Below are 20565 nucleotides of genomic sequence, written 5' to 3'. Positions count from 1 at the left end.
CCCCGACTCGTCCCACTCGTCCCCGCGCAGGTCAGCGCGGGGACGAGTCACCGACCCGCAACGAGTCGACTCGACATCACCGCCCCACCCGTACCTGCCCTGACCAGCCATGGGACGAGTGGGACGAGTCCCCACCGCCCACAGCCGCCCACGCCACGGCGACCACACGCGGCTCGGCACAAGCTCCGCTTTCCCCCACCCTGGAGAACGCCCCCTTGCACTCCCCTGCCTCGAGCGCCCCGGCAGCCATACGCAGCATCCGCGCCGGCATCGCGCGGCTCACCTCGGCCGCCGAGGACGAAACCCTCAAACAGAACGACGATCCTGACGACGCTCGCCGAGCACCCGCACCCGCACCCGCACCCGCTGGGGGTCGCCGCTTGAACCGCGCGGGACGCTTCATCCTGGTCGTCGGCCTGGTGGCCGTCGTCCTCATGGCCTTCCGGGTCTCGTGGAACGCACTGTCCGACGTGGCCCGCGCCATCGGCGCCGACCCGACCGCCGCCCTGCTCTACCCGATCGTGGTCGACGGGCTGATGGCCCTCGCGCTGATCGCCACGCTCGTGCTGACCGGTGACGACCGGACGTTCGCCCTGAAGATCCTGGCGGCTTACACGATCGCCAGCCTCCTGCTGAACTACGTGCACGGCCTCGTACCGGCCCTGCACACCGACTCGATCCGGTGGGGCCGACTGACCGACCTGGACTACGCGAACTGGGCTCTTGTCCTGCTGGCGACCTCGCTCCCGGTCGGGTCGATCTACTTCGGGTCGGACCTCGTGGCGAAGGTCCTGCACCACAACCCCGAGTCGGCCGACTCCCCCGAAGCGGCCTCTGACCAGTCGGCCGGCGACCAGGCCCCACGGTCGACGGCTGACCGGCCCGAATCGGCCTCCGAGCAGCTGACCGAGTCGGCCCCCACGAAGGTCACGGAGGCACCTGCCACGGGGCCGACCGAGGGAGCCGAAGCGGCCCCCGCCACCCGACCGCCTCAGCCGACCACGGTGGCGGAGTCGACCGGAGCCGCCCCGCGTCGGGCGACCGGTCGGGTCCCCGCCGCCGCCAAGTCGACCGCCGACCGCACCCGCACACCCGCCGAAGTCCTCGACAGGGCCCGACTCCTGACCACCGACTGGAACGACGACCAGCTGACCGCCGAACGTCTCCGCCGCGAACTGCGGATCGGCCTGCCCCGGGCCCGCGCCTTGCGCGACCAGCTTCAAGCCGAGCGCACCGGCCAGGCCCAGCCCTCCACGGACGACGGCTCCAAGGCCGGACCACTCGACGGCCTGAACGAAGCCGCCTCCCCCGTCAGCACCGGCTGACCCTCACAGAGCCCTGACCGCCAGCCGGCGCATCCCGTGTCCCCGTGCAGCCGAGCACGGGGACACGGAGGCCGCTCACGCCCAAGCACCCAGCACTCCACGGAGAACCGATCCATGCACAACCCGAGCCGCGAGCTCCCCACCTCCCAGCAGCAGATGCCCACGACCCCAGCCCCGGGCGGAGCAAGGTATGACGTTGGACCGTCCAAGGGCCGGTCCAACGCAGAAGCCTCCGCCCCAGGGGTGGCGGAGGCAGGTCCCCGGCGCGAGGGCGCACCGGGAACTGGGGTCGTCGTGCGTGCCGCTGACGAGGCCGCGCTGCATCGTGTCGCCCGCCGCCGCGCCCGCCAGGACGTCCAGCGCAAGGAGCGCGTCGACGTCCGCTACAGCGTCGACGAGAAGACCGACATCCTCGCCGAGGCCGGTCGGCTCGGCCTGGCCGGCGCCCACCTCGTCGGCGCCATCGTCATGGGCCACCTGAACGGCGACCTCGCGTTGCCCGACCAGCGCACTGCCACGGACGACCTGATCGACGAGTACGCCGCCCTGCGCGAGCAGGTCTCCAGGATCGGCCGGAACGTGAACCAGATCGCCAAACGCCTCAACTCCGGTGGCGATGCACACCCTGTGGACGCCTCCGTGCTCGCCGAGGCCGGACGGCTCTTGACCCTGGTCCAGGAGACGGTCACGGCGGTCGACGCCGCCGCCCATGTGGCCGCCACGAACCGTTGGGCGGCCTGATTGATCGCGAACATCGTCAAACCCGGCCACAAAACACGGGGCGTCCTCAACTACCTCTACGGGCCGGGCCGCGCCAACGAACACACCGACCCCCACCTCGTCGCCTCCTTCGACGACTTCGCGCCCGACCCCAGCCGCAACCCCAACGCGACCCTCGCCCAACTCGCCGATGTCCTCGATCTGCGGGTCAAGCAGGCCGGCCACAAGGCGCCGAAGAACCACGTCTGGCACTGCTCGATCCGCGCCGCGCCCGAGGACCGCCACCTGACCGACGACGAGTGGGCCACCATCGCCCGCCGCGTGCTCGACGCCACTGGCATCGCGTCGGCCGGCGACCCCGACGCCTGCCGCTGGGTCGCCGTCCGCCACGCAGACGACCACATCCACATCGTCGCCACCAAGGTCCGAGGCGATCTCCGTCCGCCACGGAACTGGAACGACTTCCTGCGCGCCGACAAGGAACTCGTCGCCATCGAGAAGGAGTACGGGCTCCGCCAGCTCCCGCGCGGCGACCGCACCGCCGCCAAGCGGCCGACCCGCGCCGAACAGGAGAAGGCCCAGCGCACCGGCCGCCCCACAACCGCCCGCGAACGCCTGCGCACCACCGCCCGCACCCTCCTCGCAGCAGCCGCCACACCAGAGGAGTTCTTCCGCCTCCTCGACGGCTCCGGGGCACTCGTAGAGATCCAGCGATTCCCCTCCGGCGACATCCGCGGCTACAAGGTCGCCCTCGCCGACGACACCAACATGGACGGCCAGCCCGTCTGGTTCTCCGGCTCCACCCTCGCCCCCGACCTCTCCTACCCCAGGATCAACGAACGCCTCACCGCCACCGACACCCGCCCAGCGGCACCGTCCGAGGCCCATGCCTGGCGAAGCCTCGCCCGGGCAACCGACCGGGTGCCCGAGCTCCTCGACCACAGCGAGAACGAGGCCGGGCAGGCGCACATCGCAGTCCTCGCCGAAACCCTCGACGTCCTGCCCCTCGCCGCCCCTCCGGGTCTGCGGCCCGGACTCCTGCAGGCAGCCACCGCCTTCGAGCGGGCCAGCCGCTCCCGCATCCGCGCCCAGCACCAGCAGGCTCAGGCCACACGCCGGGCGGTCAAGGCGATCCTGCGTGAACCCGCCCCGAAGGACGGAGTCCTCCTCACCGTCCTCATCGACGCCGTTCTGCTGGCGGCCGTGGCCGCGCAGCACTGGCACCGCACCCGCGGCCACAGCCAGCAGGCGGAGGCCGCACGACAGGCAGCCGAGCACCTCCGGGTCGCGTACCAGGCCGCGGCAGCCGAGCCGCTGGCCGTGATCCACCAGCGAGGGACCCAGCTGCCCGAGTGGCTTCGTCGCCAGCAGGCGGCCACCGTGCGCCGAGCGCTCCCAGAACAGGCCGAACAGATCCTCGCCGAGCCCGGCTGGCCCGCCCTCGCAGCCACCCTCGCCCAAGCCGGCGCCGCCGGCCACAACCCAGCCACCCTCCTCACCGAAGCCACCTCCCAACGAGAACTCGACACCGCCACCAGCGTCAGTGAAGTCCTCACCTGGCGGCTGCACCGCCTCGCCGACCTGACCCAAAGCGCCACCAAGAGCACCTCCAAGAGCGCCCCGACACCCCAGTCGGCTCCCTACCGTCCCGTCCGCACCGACCAGCAGCGCCGTACGCGCTGAACCCCACCCCGCCATCCGACAAGGAGCACACCCTGAAGATCCACCCCGTCGCCGACATGTTCCCGATGCTCAGCCAGGACGAGTTGCTCGACCTCGCCGAGTCCATCAAGGCCGAAGGCCAGCACAAGGACATCGTCCTCGACTCCGACGGCGTCCTCATCGACGGCCGCAACCGCCTCGCCGCCTGCGAGATCGCCGGCGTCGAACCCCGCTTCACCACCTACACCGGCAACAACCCCACGGCGCTGATCCTCTCCAGCAACGTGTTCCGCCGGCACATCAGCAAGGGCCAGCAGGCAATGATCACCGCCATGGCTTGTTCCGTTTCGGGACACTCCCTGCGGGACCTGGCCAAGCTCCACGGACTCAGCCGCAGTCGCCTCTCCGCCGCCAACGTCGTCCTCAGGTACTCCCGCGAGCTCGCCGAGCAGGTCCGCATCGGCACCCTCAGCCTCGACAACGCCTACAACACCGTCTCCGAGGGCAAGGCCCGGGCAGGCGCCCGCCAGAAGAAGTACGACCGCCTCCGCGAGCTCGCCCCCGACCTCGCCGAACAGGTCACCGAAAGCCAGATCACCCTCGATGACGCAGCAGCGGCGTTGCACGAGCGGCTGGAGACCGAACGGCTCCGGCAGTACGTGATCGACACCGACGCCGTCCGCCAGGCCGATGGTGACACCACCCCGCCCCTGGCCGAGCTCGTCGAACGGGGAGACATCACCTGGCCCGAGGCACGCCGGCGTGCCGAGGAGTTCGCCGTCCATCGACGGGACACCATCCAGCGATCCAGGCAAGCCCTCCATCTCATAGCCGAGAACTGGACCGCCATCCAGGACCTCGCCGCCCGCCCCGGCACCCGCTACGCGCAGGAGGTCATCGACGGCCTCACCGCCGAAGCCCGCGCCCTGGTCAAGGAATTGACCAGTCGCCGCTGATGACCCGAACACCCTGGGGGCCGGCGCAACCCGCTGGCCCCCAGAACCACCCAAGAGCCGCCAACGTTCCTCCGCGCGGCGGCCGACATCAGGCTGTCGGCATGACCGCCAATCCTCAGTGGGCTGTTCGCCGCACCAGCGCGGGAGCCAGCAGCTCCAGCGCCTCCTCCCACCGGAAGCGGTCCGCTCCTCCGCCCGCCTTCGGCCGGTGCGGCTCGTACGACCCGACCAGCACGCCCATGTCCCGAAGTTGGTCGAGGCTCCGGCCGTAGGCCGGGTGTGCGGCCATGGCGGCGTTCACGTACGGCAGGACGGCGGTCGGGATACCCATCCCGTACGCCTCGCACAGGATGCCCAGGGCGAGTGTGTCGGCGATGCCGGCCGCCCACTTGTTGACCGTGTTAAAGGTGGCCGGGGCAACGGCGATGGCGTCGGCCGGCGGCAGCGGGCGTGGGTCGCCGGGGCTGCGCCAGGCCGAGCGGATCGGGTAGCCCGTCTGGGCCTCGATCGCCTCGGCGTCGAGGAATGCGAGCCCCTGGGGCGTGGCTATCACGCCCACGTCCCAGCCCTGCTTCTGCGCGGCGGTGATCAGCTTGTGGGCGTCGCCCGCGATGCCGGCGGCGCAGACGACGACGTACAGGAACGGCTGTGCGGTCACGCGGGGACTCCCAGTCGGCGGCTGAAGTGGTGGAGCTCGGGCAGGGTACGTCGCCGGTCGCGGGCGGCCATGTCGGCGACCAGGTCGCGGACGGCGGGGCGGCGTACGTCCTGGGCGGCGCAGGTCTCGGCGATCCGCAGGGCCTGGTAGCCCTCGGCGAGGCGGCCCTGCTGGTTGTAGGCGCGGGCTGCTTCGACCCACAGGGCCGCACGACGTTCGGGGACGGGGATGTGGCGGCGCATGAGGGGCGCGGCGGTATTGAGGGCGATGCCGGCGTCACCGAAGGCGACCGCGGCGCTCACCCCATGAAGGGCGACGTTCGTCGGGCTGAAGTTGGCCCAGGCATCGGGCCGGTCGAGCGCGACGTAGCGGGCGACGTCCCGGGCTTCGTCGAGGAATTCGCGGGTGGCGGCGCGGTCGCCGGCGGTGCTGGCGGCCGTGACGCCGCGCAGGAGGAGCAGGCCCACGGCGGCGAGGTAGCGCGGGGAGCGCTGGTCGTAGGCGCCGGCGAGCTGGCCCGCGGTGTGCCGGACGAGGGTGACGGCCTGGGTGGTGTGCTTCTCGCGGGTCAGGACGTGGGCGTGGACGCGGACGCTGGAAGCGAGGACGACGGGGTCGCCGGAGCGTTCGGCTTCGGAAAGGGCACGGCCCACCGCGAGCCAGGCGTTGCCATGGTCCCCTTGCTTGAGCAGCAGGCTGGTCGAGGTCTGGTACGCGGTGGCCAGGAGTCCGGCCATCTCGGCCTCGTTGCGGTGGTCGCCTGCGGCTTCCCGCAAGTCGGCGAGGAGGCCGGGCAAGGTGGCCTCCAGCTCCGCGTAGGCGCAGGTGCAGAACAGACGCCGGGCGGCAGAGACGCGGGTTTCCAGGGAGCCTGTATCCAAGGCGCCGGCCTGGTCGGAGGCCGTCCACGGACCGGGGAGGAGGGCGCGGACGAGGTTGTCGTGGGCGGCCGTGGCGGGGGTGGTGGGGGCCGTGAGGGAGGCGATGCTCGCGGCGAGGAAGGTGCGGCGGCGCATGTCTTCTGTCTCGGGATCGTCGGTCGTTTCTACGGACGGGCCAGGGTCGCTCAGGCCGAGGAGATGGAGGGGGATGTCGAGTTCGGCGGCGACGGCACGTAAGACCCGGGTGTCTTCCGTACCACGCCCGCTCTCCAGACGGCTGAGCTTCGACTGGTGGTAGCCCAGCGCGGTGGCGACGTCCGTCTGCGAGCGGCCGGTGCGCTGTCGGGCGTGCTTGATCGTCTCGCCGATCTTCTCGGCTTCCGTCTTCACGTCTGCCATCCATGCCCTTCCGTCCGCGTCGAGCATGCCCCTGCGGACGAGCGTAGGCGAGCGGTACGGGGGCTTCATGCAGCTTCTGCATAGACGATGCAGGACGGGCACACGGCGTCGCGAACGAGGCTGGCCGAGCGGTTCCTTGGGGTGGTCGATCCGACTCCTGGAGGCCGCTCGTGGAAGCGCACCAGCTCACCTTCACTCTCCCGCCCACGCCGGTCGCCGTGCCCACGGCACGACGCCAGGTGCGGGAGGCCATAGCCGCCTGGCCGACGGTGACAACGGCGTCGGAGGCCATCCAGACGGCCGAGCTGGTCGTCAGTGAGCTCGTCACGAACGCGGTCCGATACGCCGGCCACCAAGCGATCAGCGTCGCCGTCCAGTTCTGCGCCGCGACGTTGCGCGTGGAGGTCAGCGACGCCAGCCGCACTCTGCCCAAGCCGGCGCTGCCGGACGAGGACAGCGAGGGCGGACGCGGTCTCTTCCTCGTCGGCGTCCTCGCAGACCGCTCCGGCACGGCGCCGACGGACTCCGGCAAGTGCTGCTGGGCCGAGATCGACATGGCTGCCCCACCTCCGGCCGGGGCTGCTGCCGCCTTGTCCCTTCCTACGCAGAGGAGTTGTACGTGAGTACCCGCGCCCTCGCCGTCACGTCTCAGGTCATCGTGATCCGGCCCGGCCGACCCCTCGCCGGTGCCGTCACGGTCGACGGTTCGAAGAACGCCGCGCTCCCGCTCGTAGCCGCAGCGGCAGCGCTCCTTCGCCCCGTCCGACTCGACAACGTGCCCGCCAGCTCGGACGTCCGGACCCTGCTGGACCTGCTGCGCCAGTCGGGCTGGAACACCGCCCGTCCGGTCTGCGACGCCCACACCGTCCTCGTCCTTCCCCGCGAGGCGGCCCCGACGCCCGACGGCCTGGGCGAGGCCGCGTCCAGCATCCGGGCCTCGTACTACCTCGTCCCCGCTCTGATCGCCCTGTGCGGCCGTGCCCGCCTCCCCTGGCCGGGCGGATGCCGGATCGGCGACCGCGGCATGGAGCAGCACTTCAAGGTGTACGAAGCCTTCGGCGACCGCGTCCGCGTGGACGACCGCGGGTACGTCGTCGAAGTCGGCAAAGCGGTCCGTGGCACGGTGTCGCTGGTCCTGCCGTTCCGCTCGCGCGGGGCGACGATCGCCGCAGTCCTGCGCGCCGTGGTCGCGGGTACGCCGCTCCGGCTCGGGCAGCCGAACCTCTCTCCCGAGGTCCTCGGCGTCGTGAACGCGCTGACGGCCGTGGGGTACGAGTGCCGTGCCGGCGAGCGCGTCCTCACCCTTGTGCCGCCGTCTTCCCTCTCGGAAGAAGACGTACCCGTCTGGAAGGTGCCGGGAGACAAGATCGAGGCTGGGACCTTGGCCTGTGCCGTGGCCGCAACCGGCGGCACCGCGCGGATCGAGGGCGTCCACGGCCCCGATGTCGCGCCGCTGGTCGGCGCCCTCCTCCGGATGGGCATCCCCACGACCAACGAACCGGGGACCCTGATCGTCCACGGACGGGACACCCAGCCGACCGGCCGCCCCCTGCGAGCCATGGCCACGCTGGCCCCAGGTGGCCTCGACGCCGACTTCGAGCCGCCCCTCCTCGGCCTGGCCCTGGGCTTCCCCGGCACCCACCTGTTCTCGGACCCGATCAACCCCGGCCGCCACAGCAACCTCATCCCGCAGCTCGTCCGCATGGGCGGAGAGATCACCGAACTTTCCTCCACAGAGTGCCGGTTCACCGGCCCCCAGCGACTGACGGGTGCCGGAGTGGAGGCAACCGACATCCGCACGGGTTCAGCGCTGATGGTCGCCGGCCTCACCGCCCGCGGCGTCACGACCCTCGGCGGAGTCGACCAGATTCGCCGCGGCCACGCCGACCTGCCCGGAAAGCTCCTCGCCCTCGGCGCCGACATCTGCGAGGTCACCCCATGACCGCAGCCAGGCGCTTCCAACGGATCATCGCCACCACCGACTTCCACTCGGCCTTCGACGACGCCGTACCGATGCTCGCGCACCTGCACGCCGCAAGGCACGACAGCTTCGTCGTCGACTGCGGGGACTTCTTCGAGGGCACGGGCTACTACCGGCTCGGTCAGGGCGGGATCGAACAGGACATCCTCGCCCGTCTCTACGATGCCGTCGCCCCGGGCAATCACGGCTGGGACCACCACTTCGAACCCGATCTGTACGACATCACCGTGTGCGCGAACGCCATCGACGACGAGACCGGCGAGCTGCTCTTCCACCCGCTCCGCCTGGTGCGCGTCGGCGCCCGGCGTGTCGCCGTCACGGGCATCATCGGACCGCAGGCGTTCAACGCCATCCCGGCCGACCAGCGCGCCGGCCACCGTGTCACTGAGCCGGTCCGGGCGCTGCGCGAGCTGATGCTGGCCCATCACCACCAGGCCGACTCCTGGGTGGTGCTCAGCCACTCCGGGTTCGACGAGGACCTCAAGCTGGCCGAGTCCTGCCCATTCCTGGACGTCGTCTTCGCCGGGCACTGCCACAGCGATCGACCGGAGCCTGCGGTCGTCGGTGACACGCTGGTCCTCAAGGGACGCGAGCTGGCGGCGGGATACGCGCTCGCACGGCCTCTGGGCTCCGGCTGGGCCGCTCAGGTGGCCGGCTTCCCGCCAGCGGCCGGCCTCCCCGACGAGCTCGCGTCGGTACGAGGGGCCATCGAGGCCATCCGCGACCAGATGCGTACACCGCTCGGGCCGCTCCGGCACTCGTACAGGAACGGCCCACTTGACCGTCACGCCGTTCTGCTGGACCTCGCCGACCGCCTCCACAACGGTCTCGGCGCCGAAGCCGTCGTCCTGAACGAGACGGCCCTCCGGTCGCCGCGGCTCAAGACCGTGCTCACGCATGGCGATCTCCTGGCGATCGAGCCCTTCGACAACCAGCTCGTGCACGCCCACGTACCCGAGCACTTCGCCACCGACCCGACGGCCCTCCTCACTCACCTCACCCAGCAAGCCGGCCCGCTCGTGTCGAAGCCCGAGCCCCTGCCCGACCGCCTGCCGACCGTACTGACCACCGGCTACCTCGCCGACACCTACCTCGGAGGTCGTACCCGTCAGGCCGGCATCCGTCTCAGCCAGGCCGTGCAGCACACGCTCACCGATGGAGACTCCCGATGATCCTCACCGGTCCCGAGATCACCCAGGCCGCGGGCGACGGCCGCATCCGTATCTCCCCGTTCGAGCCGACGCAGGTGAACCCGAACAGCTACAACGTCCGTCTCGGCGGGACCCTGCTCACGTACGCCGCCGACACGCTGGACGCCCACCGGCCGAACGCCACCGTGCCGGTCGAGATCGGGCCGGACGGCTTCGAGCTCCAGCCCGGCCAGCTCTACCTCGGGCACACCATCGAGGAGGTCGGCTCCGACACGTTCGTGCCGCTGCTCTTCGGCCGCTCCTCGGTCGGCCGCCTCGGCCTGTTCGTCGAGATCACCGCCCCCATCGGGGACATCGGCTTCCATGGCCAGTGGACGCTCATGCTCTCCCCGATCCGGCCGCTGCGTGTCTATGCGGGCATGCGGATCGGCCAGATCATGTTCTTCGTGTCGGTCGGCCCGGTGGCGCTCTACACGGGCAAGTACCAGTCCTCCGCCGGCCCCCAGTCCTCCGCGTACTGGCGTGACCTCGCCGCCCTCGGGGTGGTGGCCTCGTGATCCTCACCGGCCCCGCCATCGCCGCCGCCCGGGCCGCCGGCGAGATCACCATCGAGCCGTACGAGCCGCGGAGGGTCTCCCCCAACGCCTACGACTGGCGTCTCGGCGACACCCTGCGCTTCCACGACGGCTCCCTGGACGCGGCGACGCCGACCGAGTTCCAGGAGGCGCAGATCCCCGCCACCGGCTACGTGCTGCGGCCGGAGGTCCTCTACCTGGGGACGACGTACGAGCGCACCGGCTCGGAGGCGTACGCGCAGTTCCTCAACGGTGACCGGACGATCGGCGCGCTCGGCATCTGGGTCCACGTCTCCGCTCCCCTCGGGCACCAGGGCCACGCCATCCGCTGGACGCTGGAGATCCGGGCCAGCCGACCGGTCCGGGTCTACCCGCGCATGACGTTCGGCAAGTTGGTTTTCCTCCAGGCCCTCGGTGCCACGGCCAGCTACCAGCACCACGGCCTGAAGTACCGGGCCAGCCAGGGCATCGAGACCTCCCGGCTCTACGAGGAGAACCCGGGAGGCCGCGCGTGAACCCCACCGTCGTCACCGCCCTCGACCTGCCGTTCCCGAGCCCCGGCGGAAGCGTCGAACTCTTCCTCGACCTGTACACCGGCCGCAGTCCCCTCCTGCCCGCACGGGCCTTCATGCTCGCCCCGGAGCACAGGGGCCTGCGGCCGTCCGCGCCGACGGGGCTGGACCTGGTGCAGGCGCCGGGGAAGTGCCTGACCGGATACGCGTTCCGCCGTTACGTCGCCGCACTTCAGCGAGTCCTGGCCGAGGCGGTGGATCCGGGCGACGCCGGAGTCCTGCATCTGCAGCACCTGGCCTTCGGCGCCACGCCGGCCCTGCTCAGAGCCTTCCCCAAGCTCCCTCGGATCGCCCTGGTCCACGGGACCGACCTCCTCTTCGCCGAAACGCACCCGGAACAGTTGGCCACCCTGCGCGAGGCCGCCTGGGCCGCCGACACGATCGTGGTGCCGACCGGCGCAATGGCGGACCGACTGCTCCACCTCGCCCCCGACACCCGACGCCGCAAGATCGAGAAGATCCCCTGGGGCATCCCCGACCACCTCATCGCCACGCCTCCCCCACGACGCCGGAACCAGCCCTCCAGCCACCTGCGGATCCTGTACGCCGGCCGCCTCACCCCCGAGAAGGGCTTCGACACCCTCCTCTCAGCCCTCCCGCTCACTCAGTCCGTCGAGCTGTCCATCGCCGCACCCCGAGCCGAATTCCACGCCCTTCGCCCCCGTCTCCACCAACGCGGGGTACACGTCCACTACCTCGGCTGGCTACGCCGGCCACAGCTATGGAGGACCTTCGCCGACCACGACGTCCTGGTGATGCCCTCCACGACACTGGAGGCCATGGGCCTCGTGGCCCTGGAAGCCCAGGCATGCGGGCTCCCCGTCCTCTACCAGCCGGTTCCCGGCCTCACCGAGGCGTTGGGCGGCACTGGTCTCGCCACCGACTTCGCCGACCCGCACGCCGTCGCCCGCGAACTCGACCGCCTCCGCACCAGCCCTGGCCTCCTTCCCGCCCTTCGCGCGGGCGGCCTCGGCAACGCGGCCCGCTTCCCCCTGAGCGCCACGGCCACGGCCCTCGCCGAGCTCGGCAGGCGACTCGCCTGACCACCGTGGCGCACCGCCAACAAGGCCGGCCGTCTCACTACGATCGGAACACCATGACGCTCGACATCCCGCGCATTGAGCAGCTCCTCCAGGACGGCGTCCGCGACCGGGTCTACCCGGGAGCCGTCTGGGCCGTCGGCGACGCCGCCAGCACGACGGCGAGCGGGGCTGTCGGTCTCCTCGACCCGACCCGCCCCGACGAGCCCATGCGGCTCGACACCGTCTTCGACATCGCCAGCCTCACCAAGATCGTCGCCGTGTGGGCCGTCATCGGCACCCTCGTCGAAGAAGGCAAGCTCCAGCTCCACACCCCGCTCGGCACCTTCTGGCCCGAGGTCACCGGCCACCCGCTCGCCCAGGTCACCACCCACGAGCTCCTGACCCACACCGCCGGCCTGCCTCTGCGCGCCAACCTCAAGAACCTCTACGGCACCGACCCTCAGGACATCCGCGACGGCGTCCTCCACGAGGCCCTCCACCGCGCCCCCAGCGAAGCAGTCGAGTACACGGATCGGGCCGCCCTCATCCTCGGTTACCTGGCCGATTACCTCGATGGGAAGCCCCTCGACAGCCTGGCCGCAAGCCGCATCTGGGAACCCCTCGGCATGACCGAGACCCGCTTCGGCCCCCTCCCCGCGGACGTGGTCACCCGCTGCGCCCCCACCGAACTCGACGAGGAGACCGGCACCCACCTCAAGGGCGCCGCCCACGACTTCTCCGCCCGCCTCCTGGGCGGCACCTGCGGCATCGCCGGCGCCTTCTCCACCCTCGCCGACCTCAGCCGTTTCCTGCGCCACATGCTCGCCCCGACACGGGCCGCCTTCGGCCGATCCTGGATCGCCGACTCCCTCCGCGTCCGCACCGGCGAACTCACGCCAGTCCGCGGCCTCTTCTGGCACCCCGCACCTGACACCGAGCTTCGCGAGGACATCTGGGTCCACTACGGCTTCACCGGCACCGGCATGTGGATCAGCCCGAAGCAGCAACGCTGGGCAATCCTCCTCACCAACAAGCTCTACTTCACCCGCGACCGCGAGCCCCTCACCATCGCCCGCAGCGCATTCCGGGAAATCTCCTTCGCCACGAGCGATCCGCAGACGACTTAAGTGGCTGTTGTCGTTCCGATCTTGGGGGTTGTTAATCGAACGGGCGTTTCGCCCCGGTGGCTGCCGCGCCCCTTGCGTGTGACTGCCTGGCTCACCGGTTCGGGAATGCCGCCGGCCCCGGGGTGCGCGAGCGCCCCTATCCGACGGGCATGTCGGAGGCCCGAGTGGGCGGTGGTGAAGCCGCTGCCGCCGGTGCCGGGCTGGCTACGGGCCGGGGCAGCGAGCCGGAAGCGTACTGCTTGATCTTTACCGGGAGGGTGACGCCCTGGATTGAGGCGACTCCTCCTCGCCGGCTTCCGGCCGTCCGCCGAGCAGCTGCCGCACCCCCCGACGGACGACCCGTGCTAACGACCGAGCCGGTGAGGTCCGGCCGACTCCTGAGGCATCCGGAGCGCAGCTCCGACACCACGCAGCGCGACATCACGCGGCGATAGCGGCGACAAGCGGTTGGCGACCAGGCTGACGATCAGCCGCGCTCACGGCCTCGACCTGGCCCGCTCCTCATCGAATCCTCAGCAAGCCCGGGCAATACTTCCGGCGTCGAGGGGGCGCTCCCGTGGCTCCCCCGGCGCGGGAGCACCCCGTCGACGGTCCGTGCGGTGTCCGGGTGCGCCATCGGGTGGTCGTGCGTGTCCGGCGTCGGCGCTACCGGCTCCGGCCGGGAATGCGGAGGGTGAAGCGGGCGCCGCCGCGCGAGCTGGCGGTGGCGGTGAGCGTGCCGCCATGGGCGTGGGCGATCCAGGAGGCGATGGACAGGCCGAGGCCGCTGGAGCCGCCGCCGCTGCGGAAGCGTTCGAACAGCGAGTCCGCCATCTGTGCGGGTATCCCCGGGCCGGCGTCTTCGACGGTGACGGTGCCGTCGGCCGTCACGGTGATTTCCACGTCGGCCGGCTGGCCGACCGCGTGACCGTGGGTGAGCGCGTTGGCGAGCAGGTTGGTGACCGCCCGGCGCAGCAGGTCCGGGTCGGCCTCCACGACGGCGGGCTCGCTGTGGACGGCCACCCGGTGTCCGTCGGCAGGTGTCTCCTCGACGACCGCTTCGACGAGCTGGTCGAGGCGCAGCGGCTCGCGGGCCACGGTGGCGACGCCGGCAGTCAGGCGGGCGCGGGTGAGCAGGCCGTCGATGAGGTCGCCCATGCCGGCGGCCAGGCGTACGGTGCGTTCCAGTGCGGCGGGGCGTGAGGCGTCGTCGCGCAGCGCAGTCTCGGCGAGCAGTCGCAGCGAGGCGGTGGGGGTGCGCAGGTCGTGGGCGGCGTCGGCGAGGAAGGCCTCCTGCTGCTGGAGTGCGGTCACGGCAGGTTTGATGGCGCGGCCGGACAGCAGGTGGCCGGCGACGGCGGACAGCGAGAGCAGGGCGGCGCAGGCAGCGGCGATCAGGAGGGCGAGTTCGCGGTGCGCGTCCTGGCCGTCGGTCAGATCGTGGGTCGCGACGATCGCACCCTCCGTGGTCTCGCCGTCCGGCCCGGCGAAGACCCCGGCCACGAGGCGCAGCGGGTGCCCGTCGGTGCCACGGGCGTCGGTCGCGACCCTGTCTCCCTGCTGGACCGCTGCGGCAGCGATGGCCTGGATGTCGGCCGGTCGCGCGTGCGCGCACGGATGGCGCGGCGTGAACGCGGGCTTGAGCCCGCTGTTCGTGACGGACAGGACGGTGAGCGCCGGGCAGGAAGTCTCGACGTAGTCGTTCAGCGCTCGGGTGTCGAGCCGGCCGTCCTCGTCGGCGCCGAGCCCGGAGAGGGCCTGGGTGATCTGCAGTTTCAGGTCCGCGTCGGTCTGGTGGCGTCGGGAGACGGCGTCATTGCGCACGGCGAAGCCGGCGAGGCTGATCAGGCCGACGGCGCTGGTCAGCGCGAACAGCCCGGTGAGCCGTCGGCGAAGCCTTCGGGCCTGGGCTTGTGCGGGCGCCGTCCCGGTGCGGCGGCGGGCTCTTCTCACTGTCCTGTGCCGTCGCAGGCCAGGCGGTAGCCCACGCCGCGGACGGTGTGGATCAGCAGCGGCTCGCCGAGCTTGCGGCGCAGCTGGGACATCAGGACGTCCACCACGTTGGAGCTGGGTTCGGCCATCTCGTCCCAGCACCTCGCGATCAGCTCGGCGCGGGGCACCACTTGGTCGGCCCGGGCTGCCAGCACCTCCAGTACGGCGTACTCCTTGCCGGTCAGGACGAGCAGCACGCCGCCCCGGCGCACCTGCCGTCGCGCGGTGTCGATCTCCAGGTCGGCGAGGTGGTGCACGGGCGGGCGGACGGCTCCGGACCGCCGGCACAGGCTGCGCACCCGGGCGATCAGTTCGGGTGCGGCGAAGGGTTTGACCAGGTAGTCGTCACCGCCGGCGGCGAAGCCCTCGACCCGGTCGGCGACGAGGTCGCGGGCGGTCAGGAACAGGACCGGTACCGCGCTGCCCGCGTGGCGCAGCTCCCGCACGTAGCCGACGGCGTCGCCGGCCGGGAGCATCCGGTCGAACACGGCGCAGTCATAGGCGGTGACGAACAGTGCCTGGTCAGCCGCGGGAAGGTCGGCCGCCTCGTCTACGGCCAGGCCGTCGCTGCGCAGGGCTGCGGCCACGGCGAACCGCAGATCGTCATTGTCCTCGACCACCAGTACGCGCACGGGGGCCAAGGATAACCAGCAGCCGTCCGCATCGAATCATCGGGCTTCGTCCGTGATGCCCGGTGCCGGGCGTCGTCAGCGTCCTGTGCCGGCGCCCCCCGTCATCGCATCCTCGGCATTGCTCCGCGAGGATGCGGCCCGGGGGCTCACCGAGGGCGTCTCGGCATGGTGTTCCTCGGGCAGCCGGCCCATCACTGGTCGGGGGCAGAGTCGTCCGGTGATCACCTCACGACCCGGTGCTGCCCGGCCGGACACCCCCTGGGAGACGGTCCTCATCAAAGCCTCAGGTCGGACGGGTCAGACTGGCGGAAACCGATGAGGCGCACTCCTCGCCTTCTGGAGGAGTGCGCCTCATCGGCGCTCGGTCGGCATCTTCTCCGGGGTGGCACCGAGGCGTGCCCAGGCATCGCGCGCCGGATCCGCTGCAGTCCACGCCGGGGCCCTTCCGATTCGAGAGCAGGAGAAATTCACCCGATGACCATCCCTCGTAGCCGCTTCCTGGCCGGCCGCGCCATCGCCGGCCTGCTGGTCGCGGCGCTGCTGAGTGCCGGATGCACGTCCGAGCGCTCCCCGCAGCCGGAGCCGGCCACCTCCTCGGAGCCGACGGCCCCCTCGGCTCTCGAAACTGCGTTCGAGGCCACTCCCTCCTTCGAGGCGGAGCAGAAGCGGCTGGGCACCGAGTTCCACCCGAACGACGCCCAGCCGACCGGGTATTACCTCCCTGCCGACGTGTCCCTCACCGTCACGGTCGACCGCCCCGACGACGGGCCCGTCCCGGAACTGCTGGTCGGCACCTACGGGCTCGACCAGGGCGACACCGACGAGGAGGAGCAACCACGCGCCCACCTCCTCGCGGACGCCACCACCGTGGTCACCGACACGGCCGGTGGGATGCTGTACGTCCGCTACACCAGTGACGACGAGGGAACCGCACCCCCGATCACGCTGCGGTTCGGCGAGACGGCCCGGCCGGTCCCCTTCCATGTCCTGGGCGAGACCCCGGCCCAGGAGTGGCAGGCGCAGCTCGCGGAGGCCGAGGACGTGCCGGTGGCGCAGTTCGTCAGTGAGCACCTGGTGCTCACCGTCCACCTCGACTCCGCCCGCCGCAACGCCGGCCAGGACCCGGACGCCCTGCTGCGAGCGTACGAGCGCATCCTCGCGGTGCAGGACGCGATCAGCGGCCTGGACGGCGAGGACCCGCGCGACCGGCGCAGCCCGCTGCGGTACTTCGTCTCCGAGGGCAAGCCGAACATCAACCCCAACGCGTACTACGACCGGGTCGTCTACCCGGCCGACTCGATCGACGAGGCGCTCAACGTCAGCATGCTGAACGAGAATTGGGGCATGTGGCACGAGCTCGGGCACATGCACCAGCAAGCGTCCTGGGACTGGGACGCGGTGGATGAAGTCACCGTCAACATCTACAGTCTCGCCGTTCAGCGCGACCTCGGACAGCCCACCCGGCTGGCCGAGGACGGCACGCCGGAGAAGGTCCACACATACCTGTCCGCCCCGGACGCCGAGCGCGATTACAACGCCGAGGACGGCGACCTCTTCGTCCGCCTGGCCATGTTCGAGCAGCTCCGCCTCGCCTTCGGCGACGGCTTCTACCCCGAACTGCACAAGCTGACCCGCCGGTCGGAGACGGCCGCCGATCCGGAGCAGTACCTCGTCGTCAGCGCCTCCCAGGCCTCCGGGCACGACCTCGTCGACTTCTTCACCACCTGGGGTGTGCCGGTCACCGACGCGACCCGCGCGGAGGTCGCCGCACTCCAGCTCCCCGCCCCGGACGAGGACCCGGCAACCCTCCCGATCGACTCTGCCGCCTCCTGACGCCCGGACGACGGCTTCATCCCGGTCAGCCCGGTCAGGCCTGCCTGACCGGGCTGACGCCGAGGAGCCAGGCTGAGGTTGCCAGGGACTGTGCGGGTCGGTGAAGTAGACCTGCAGGCCGGTGTCGATACGGAGTTGGGCATGCTGGGCCAGCTCCTTGCCGCGGTCCCAGGTCAGCGATCGGCGCAGTTGCTCGGGCAGCGTGGTGATCGTGGCGGCGATCGCGTCCCTGACGGCCTCGGCGCCCAGGCCGGCCAGCGCCGGCCCGTTCTTCGTCCCGGGCTCGACGCCGAGCGGACCGGCCGCCGCCGCGGTGGCCAGTAGCCGCCCGAAGCCCCGCGACCAGCAGCCTTGCCCCAACCCCACCGGGAAACGAACATCACCGCGCGAACCGCCCCCTCAGACGCAGGGTCGTGCCACAACGTGCCAGTAGGGGCGGTAAACACCGGTCAACAGCAGGCTGGCCAGGACAGCCGGAACGGGGCCATCGATTGGTGTTTCCGCAGGTCAGATGCCATGTGGAGGCGCAAGTGCCGGGTGATTCCCAAGCTTATAGCGCGGGTTCGATTCCCGTCATCCGCTCCACGACAAAGCCCCAGGTCACAGACCTGGGGCTTGTTTGTTGGCGGACGAGCCTCGCCGCCCGCGCGCCCTTCGGTACCGCGAGATGGGGCACGCGAAGGGCGCGAAACCCCCATCGTCTCGCCGGAGGTCCCACATAAGCCCTCTGGCCTGCGCCTATGCCATCATCACCCCCCACTGAAGCCCGATAGAGACCCTGAGCCTGGTGTTCCCTGTATCGGATTCGCCCGGCCGTCTCACCCTCCTGCGGAATAATCAAGGCATGGCAGCCACGCCCAGCGTCCCCGAGCTCCGCCGCACCAGATTCGCCCGGCGGCTTCCCGCCAAGCTCTCGGAGCTCGACGGTCCCACCCACGGCCACGTCGCCCTACCACTGCACCTCGCGTGGTCCGGCCTGTCCCGGTTCGACCTCGACCAGCCTCGACTGCGGATGAGCTGCTACCGGATCGTCCTGGGCGAGGGGCAGCACGATGACCTGGTCCACTATCTGAACCGGGACTTGCTGGTCGCCATGTGGCCCGTTCTGCGCACGCTGATCAGCCGGGACATCCGTGACGTCTGGGAGAACGCCTTCAACGAGCTGACACCCGACGCCCAGGCTGCTGCGTGAATCTCACGGAGCTGCACCGGCGACTCCTCGCGGATCTCCTCGCCGTGGGCGACGTCTACCCGCTCGTGCTCACGGGTGGCTACGCCGTCCAGGCGCACGGACTGGTCAACCGGCTCAGCAAGGACCTCGATGTCGCCACCGAGAGCCCGGAGCCGATGGAGAAGATCGCCGCGACCGTGCGCACCGGGCTCGAACAACGTGGCTGGCAGGTGCGGGGGTTGGAGGTCGACCCGCTGTTCGCGCGACTGATCGTCGCCGAGGCCGCCACCGGTGAGGAGTGCGAGGTCGATGTCCTCAAGGAAGCACTCTGGCGTCCGCCCGTGAAGACTCAGCACGGCTTGGTGCTTTCCCTGGAGGACGTGGTCGGCACAAAGGTCCGCGCACTGGCAGACCGCGGCCTGGCGCGTGACCTGATCGACGTCCGGGCGGCAGCCGACCGCTGGGGTCACACCGAACTCGAAGAACTCGGCCGCCGCCACGCCCGTGAGAGCTTCGACCTCTCCGATCTTCAGGCCCGGCTCGCCGGCGCGGACTGGATCGACGACACCGAATTCGCCGCGTACGAACTCGACGACCACCAGACCCTCGAACTGCGCCAGTGGGCTCAGGAGTGGGCCGATGACATCGCCGAGAGACTCCAGGCGGCGGAAGACCTACTCGACGACTGATCACCGAGCACCGAATACGGCGAGGAAGCGCCGCGTCTCCGAGGAAGCCGGTCGTGCCCCAACCGTGCCCTTCGAGGCGGTGCACAGCGGTCACCACGGGTATCGCCGAGCCAACGAGAAGCGCCGCACCAGGCATCGTTTTCGCAGGTCAGGCGTCAACTGATCAAGCTGGGCGACGGTGATTCCCAAGCTTATAGAGCGAGTTCGATTCCCGTCATCCGCTCTTCTGTGAAGCCCCAGGTCGGCGGCCTGGGGCTTCGTCGTTGTCCGGACCTCTCGGGGTCCAGCAAGCGCCCCCGGCCGACAGTCGTAAAATTGGACATGGATCGAGCACTCTCACGTGCGACGATCCGGAAGGGCGGCCCCGGCGGAGTGAATGCGCCGGGGCCGTTGTGACGACCGCCGCCATGAGGCCCGCGCCACCGTGAGCTGCGGGGAGGGCCCCCGGCCTTCGCCCCGCAGGCACAGATTCCGATGCCCTCGCCGCCACCGCAGTCGGTCGACCGCGTTGCTTCCGAGGCGCTGCGCTCGGAGTACATGAATACCTGCGCTCGCGGCCTGAGAATTTAACGACCATCGCAGAGAGAGTTTTTGCCGGCGACGCACAGGGAGAAATATTCGACGCACACGGGCTGCGGCAACGTGCTACTGTCGAACTCAGTTGCAGTTTTGGTACCCAAAAACTTCAAGCGCCTCTCGTCGGCCGCGTGCCGAACGGAAGCGCTTTGTATTTCCGGTCATTTTCCGGGCAGGGCATCATCGCGGCGACACGGCGTCCGTACGGTACGGACGCCGTCGTACTGCCCCAAGGAGATATGACATGGCTGCTGGCACCGTGAAGTGGTTCAACGCGGAAAAGGGTTTCGGCTTCATCGAGCAGGACGGTGGCGGCCCCGACGTGTTCGCCCACTACTCGAACATCGCCTCCCAGGGCTTCCGCGAGCTCCAGGAGGGCCAGAAGGTCACCTTCGACATCGCGCAGGGCCAGAAGGGCCCGACGGCCGAGAACATCGTCTCCGCCTGACACTGACGCGTCATACGTAGCTGGGGCCCGCATCCTTCGGGGTGCGGGCCCCGGCTGCACTCATTTCTCAGGCCTTTCACTCGAACCTGAGCCACCCACATTTCTTTCGCTCGCCCGCTTGCGCGTCGACAGTCATTCGACCCGGTCAAAGCCGCTTGCTCTTGCATTTCATTCGGCCCGTGCCTGTGATTCCCAAAGCTGTTCATCCGCTGCCGG

19 protein-coding genes and 1 pseudogene are annotated in these 20565 nt (G+C 70.6%); 15 read left to right on the top strand and 5 right to left on the bottom strand.

Annotated elements, in window-relative coordinates:
• Positions 1–380 precede the first annotated feature (380 nt).
• The 4 genes from OO54_RS09085 to OO54_RS09070 all read left to right on the top strand — a co-directional run bounded on the left by OO54_RS09085 (position 381) and on the right by OO54_RS09070 (position 4663).
• On the top strand, positions 381–1325 hold the full coding sequence (locus OO54_RS09085) for a DUF2637 domain-containing protein (protein ID WP_033202338.1): 945 nt from the start codon (positions 381–383) through the stop codon (positions 1323–1325).
• A gap of 294 nt (positions 1326–1619) precedes the next feature.
• Complete coding sequence (gene mobC, locus OO54_RS09080) at positions 1620–2066, top strand: plasmid mobilization relaxosome protein MobC (RefSeq protein WP_324611627.1); 447 nt, start codon at positions 1620–1622, stop codon at positions 2064–2066.
• Positions 2067–3728: a relaxase/mobilization nuclease domain-containing protein gene (locus OO54_RS46745; protein ID WP_033202336.1), complete on the top strand. Its 1662-nt coding sequence runs from the start codon at positions 2067–2069 to the stop codon at positions 3726–3728.
• A 56-nt stretch (positions 3729–3784) separates the two neighbouring features.
• Entirely contained in the window at positions 3785–4663 is an 879-nt protein-coding gene (locus OO54_RS09070) for a ParB/RepB/Spo0J family partition protein (protein ID WP_051786801.1), read from the top strand.
• A gap of 115 nt (positions 4664–4778) precedes the next feature.
• Here the strand turns inward: OO54_RS09070 and OO54_RS09065 are convergent, their stop codons facing one another.
• Together OO54_RS09065 and OO54_RS09060 are read right to left on the bottom strand one after the other, a co-directional pair.
• A complete protein-coding gene (locus OO54_RS09065) occupies positions 4779–5321 on the bottom strand; it encodes a flavoprotein (protein WP_033202335.1) in 543 nt (180 codons plus the stop codon).
• On the bottom strand, positions 5318–6601 hold the full coding sequence (locus tag OO54_RS09060) for a helix-turn-helix domain-containing protein (RefSeq protein ID WP_033202334.1): 1284 nt from the start codon (positions 6599–6601) through the stop codon (positions 5318–5320). The genes OO54_RS09065 and OO54_RS09060 overlap by 4 nt, the downstream gene beginning before the upstream one ends.
• Positions 6602–6771: 170 nt before the next feature.
• Here OO54_RS09060 and OO54_RS09055 point away from each other — a divergent pair, with 170 nt between their 5' ends.
• From OO54_RS09055 to OO54_RS09025, 7 genes are read left to right on the top strand one after another with little or no spacing between them, the layout of a single operon-like run.
• Positions 6772–7224, top strand: coding sequence for an ATP-binding protein (locus tag OO54_RS09055; protein WP_033202333.1), 453 nt, complete (start codon positions 6772–6774; stop codon positions 7222–7224).
• Entirely contained in the window at positions 7221–8543 is a 1323-nt protein-coding gene (locus OO54_RS09050; protein ID WP_033202332.1) for a UDP-N-acetylglucosamine 1-carboxyvinyltransferase, read from the top strand. The genes OO54_RS09055 and OO54_RS09050 overlap by 4 nt, the downstream gene beginning before the upstream one ends.
• A complete protein-coding gene (locus OO54_RS09045; RefSeq protein ID WP_033202331.1) occupies positions 8540–9754 on the top strand; it encodes a metallophosphoesterase in 1215 nt (404 codons plus the stop codon). The genes OO54_RS09050 and OO54_RS09045 overlap by 4 nt, the downstream gene beginning before the upstream one ends.
• Positions 9751–10290 (top strand): dCTP deaminase, encoded by a 540-nt coding sequence (dcd, locus tag OO54_RS09040; protein ID WP_033202330.1) that lies wholly within the window; start codon positions 9751–9753, stop codon positions 10288–10290. Before OO54_RS09045 ends, dcd begins: the two co-directional genes overlap by 4 nt.
• The gene (locus OO54_RS09035; protein WP_033202329.1) at positions 10287–10823 is read left to right on the top strand and encodes a dCTP deaminase; all 537 of its coding nucleotides are present in this window, start codon (positions 10287–10289) and stop codon (positions 10821–10823) included. Before dcd ends, OO54_RS09035 begins: the two co-directional genes overlap by 4 nt.
• Positions 10820–11923: a glycosyltransferase family 4 protein gene (locus OO54_RS09030; RefSeq protein WP_033202328.1), complete on the top strand. Its 1104-nt coding sequence runs from the start codon at positions 10820–10822 to the stop codon at positions 11921–11923. Before OO54_RS09035 ends, OO54_RS09030 begins: the two co-directional genes overlap by 4 nt.
• A gap of 53 nt (positions 11924–11976) precedes the next feature.
• Positions 11977–13029 (top strand): serine hydrolase domain-containing protein, encoded by a 1053-nt coding sequence (locus OO54_RS09025; protein ID WP_033202327.1) that lies wholly within the window; start codon positions 11977–11979, stop codon positions 13027–13029.
• 645 nt (positions 13030–13674) lie between these two features.
• On the opposite strand, the gene OO54_RS09020 is transcribed toward OO54_RS09025, so the two are convergent.
• Entirely contained in the window at positions 13675–14961 is a 1287-nt protein-coding gene (locus OO54_RS09020; protein WP_063738260.1) for a sensor histidine kinase, read from the bottom strand.
• On the bottom strand, positions 14958–15632 hold the full coding sequence (locus tag OO54_RS09015; RefSeq protein WP_033202326.1) for a response regulator transcription factor: 675 nt from the start codon (positions 15630–15632) through the stop codon (positions 14958–14960). Before OO54_RS09015 ends, OO54_RS09020 begins: the two co-directional genes overlap by 4 nt.
• 474 nt (positions 15633–16106) lie before the next feature.
• On the opposite strand from OO54_RS09015, the gene OO54_RS09010 reads away from it, so the two are divergent.
• Positions 16107–17465, top strand: a complete 1359-nt coding sequence (locus OO54_RS09010; RefSeq protein ID WP_033202325.1) for a M60 family metallopeptidase — start codon at positions 16107–16109, stop codon at positions 17463–17465.
• A gap of 78 nt (positions 17466–17543) precedes the next feature.
• Here the strand turns inward: OO54_RS09010 and OO54_RS43395 are convergent.
• Positions 17544–17756 (bottom strand): annotated as a pseudogene (locus tag OO54_RS43395) (transposase); the annotation flags it as partial.
• A 553-nt stretch (positions 17757–18309) separates the two neighbouring features.
• Between OO54_RS43395 and OO54_RS09000 the strand changes: the two are divergent.
• The 3 genes from OO54_RS09000 (at position 18310) to OO54_RS08990 (ending at position 20349) form a co-directional block, all read left to right on the top strand.
• Entirely contained in the window at positions 18310–18657 is a 348-nt protein-coding gene (locus OO54_RS09000; protein ID WP_033202323.1) for a hypothetical protein, read from the top strand.
• Complete coding sequence (locus tag OO54_RS08995) at positions 18654–19325, top strand: nucleotidyl transferase AbiEii/AbiGii toxin family protein (protein ID WP_033202322.1); 672 nt, start codon at positions 18654–18656, stop codon at positions 19323–19325. Before OO54_RS09000 ends, OO54_RS08995 begins: the two co-directional genes overlap by 4 nt.
• Positions 19326–20145: 820 nt before the next feature.
• On the top strand, positions 20146–20349 hold the full coding sequence (locus OO54_RS08990) for a cold-shock protein (RefSeq protein ID WP_033202321.1): 204 nt from the start codon (positions 20146–20148) through the stop codon (positions 20347–20349).
• Positions 20350–20565: the final 216 nt, after the last annotated feature.

The sequence above is a fragment of the Streptomyces wedmorensis genome (assembly GCF_000716445.1).
GTDB classification, from domain to species: domain Bacteria; phylum Actinomycetota; class Actinomycetes; order Streptomycetales; family Streptomycetaceae; genus Streptomyces; species Streptomyces wedmorensis.
The sequence above is the reverse complement of the archived record's forward strand: the minus strand, read 5'-3'. Positions and strand labels throughout refer to the sequence as shown.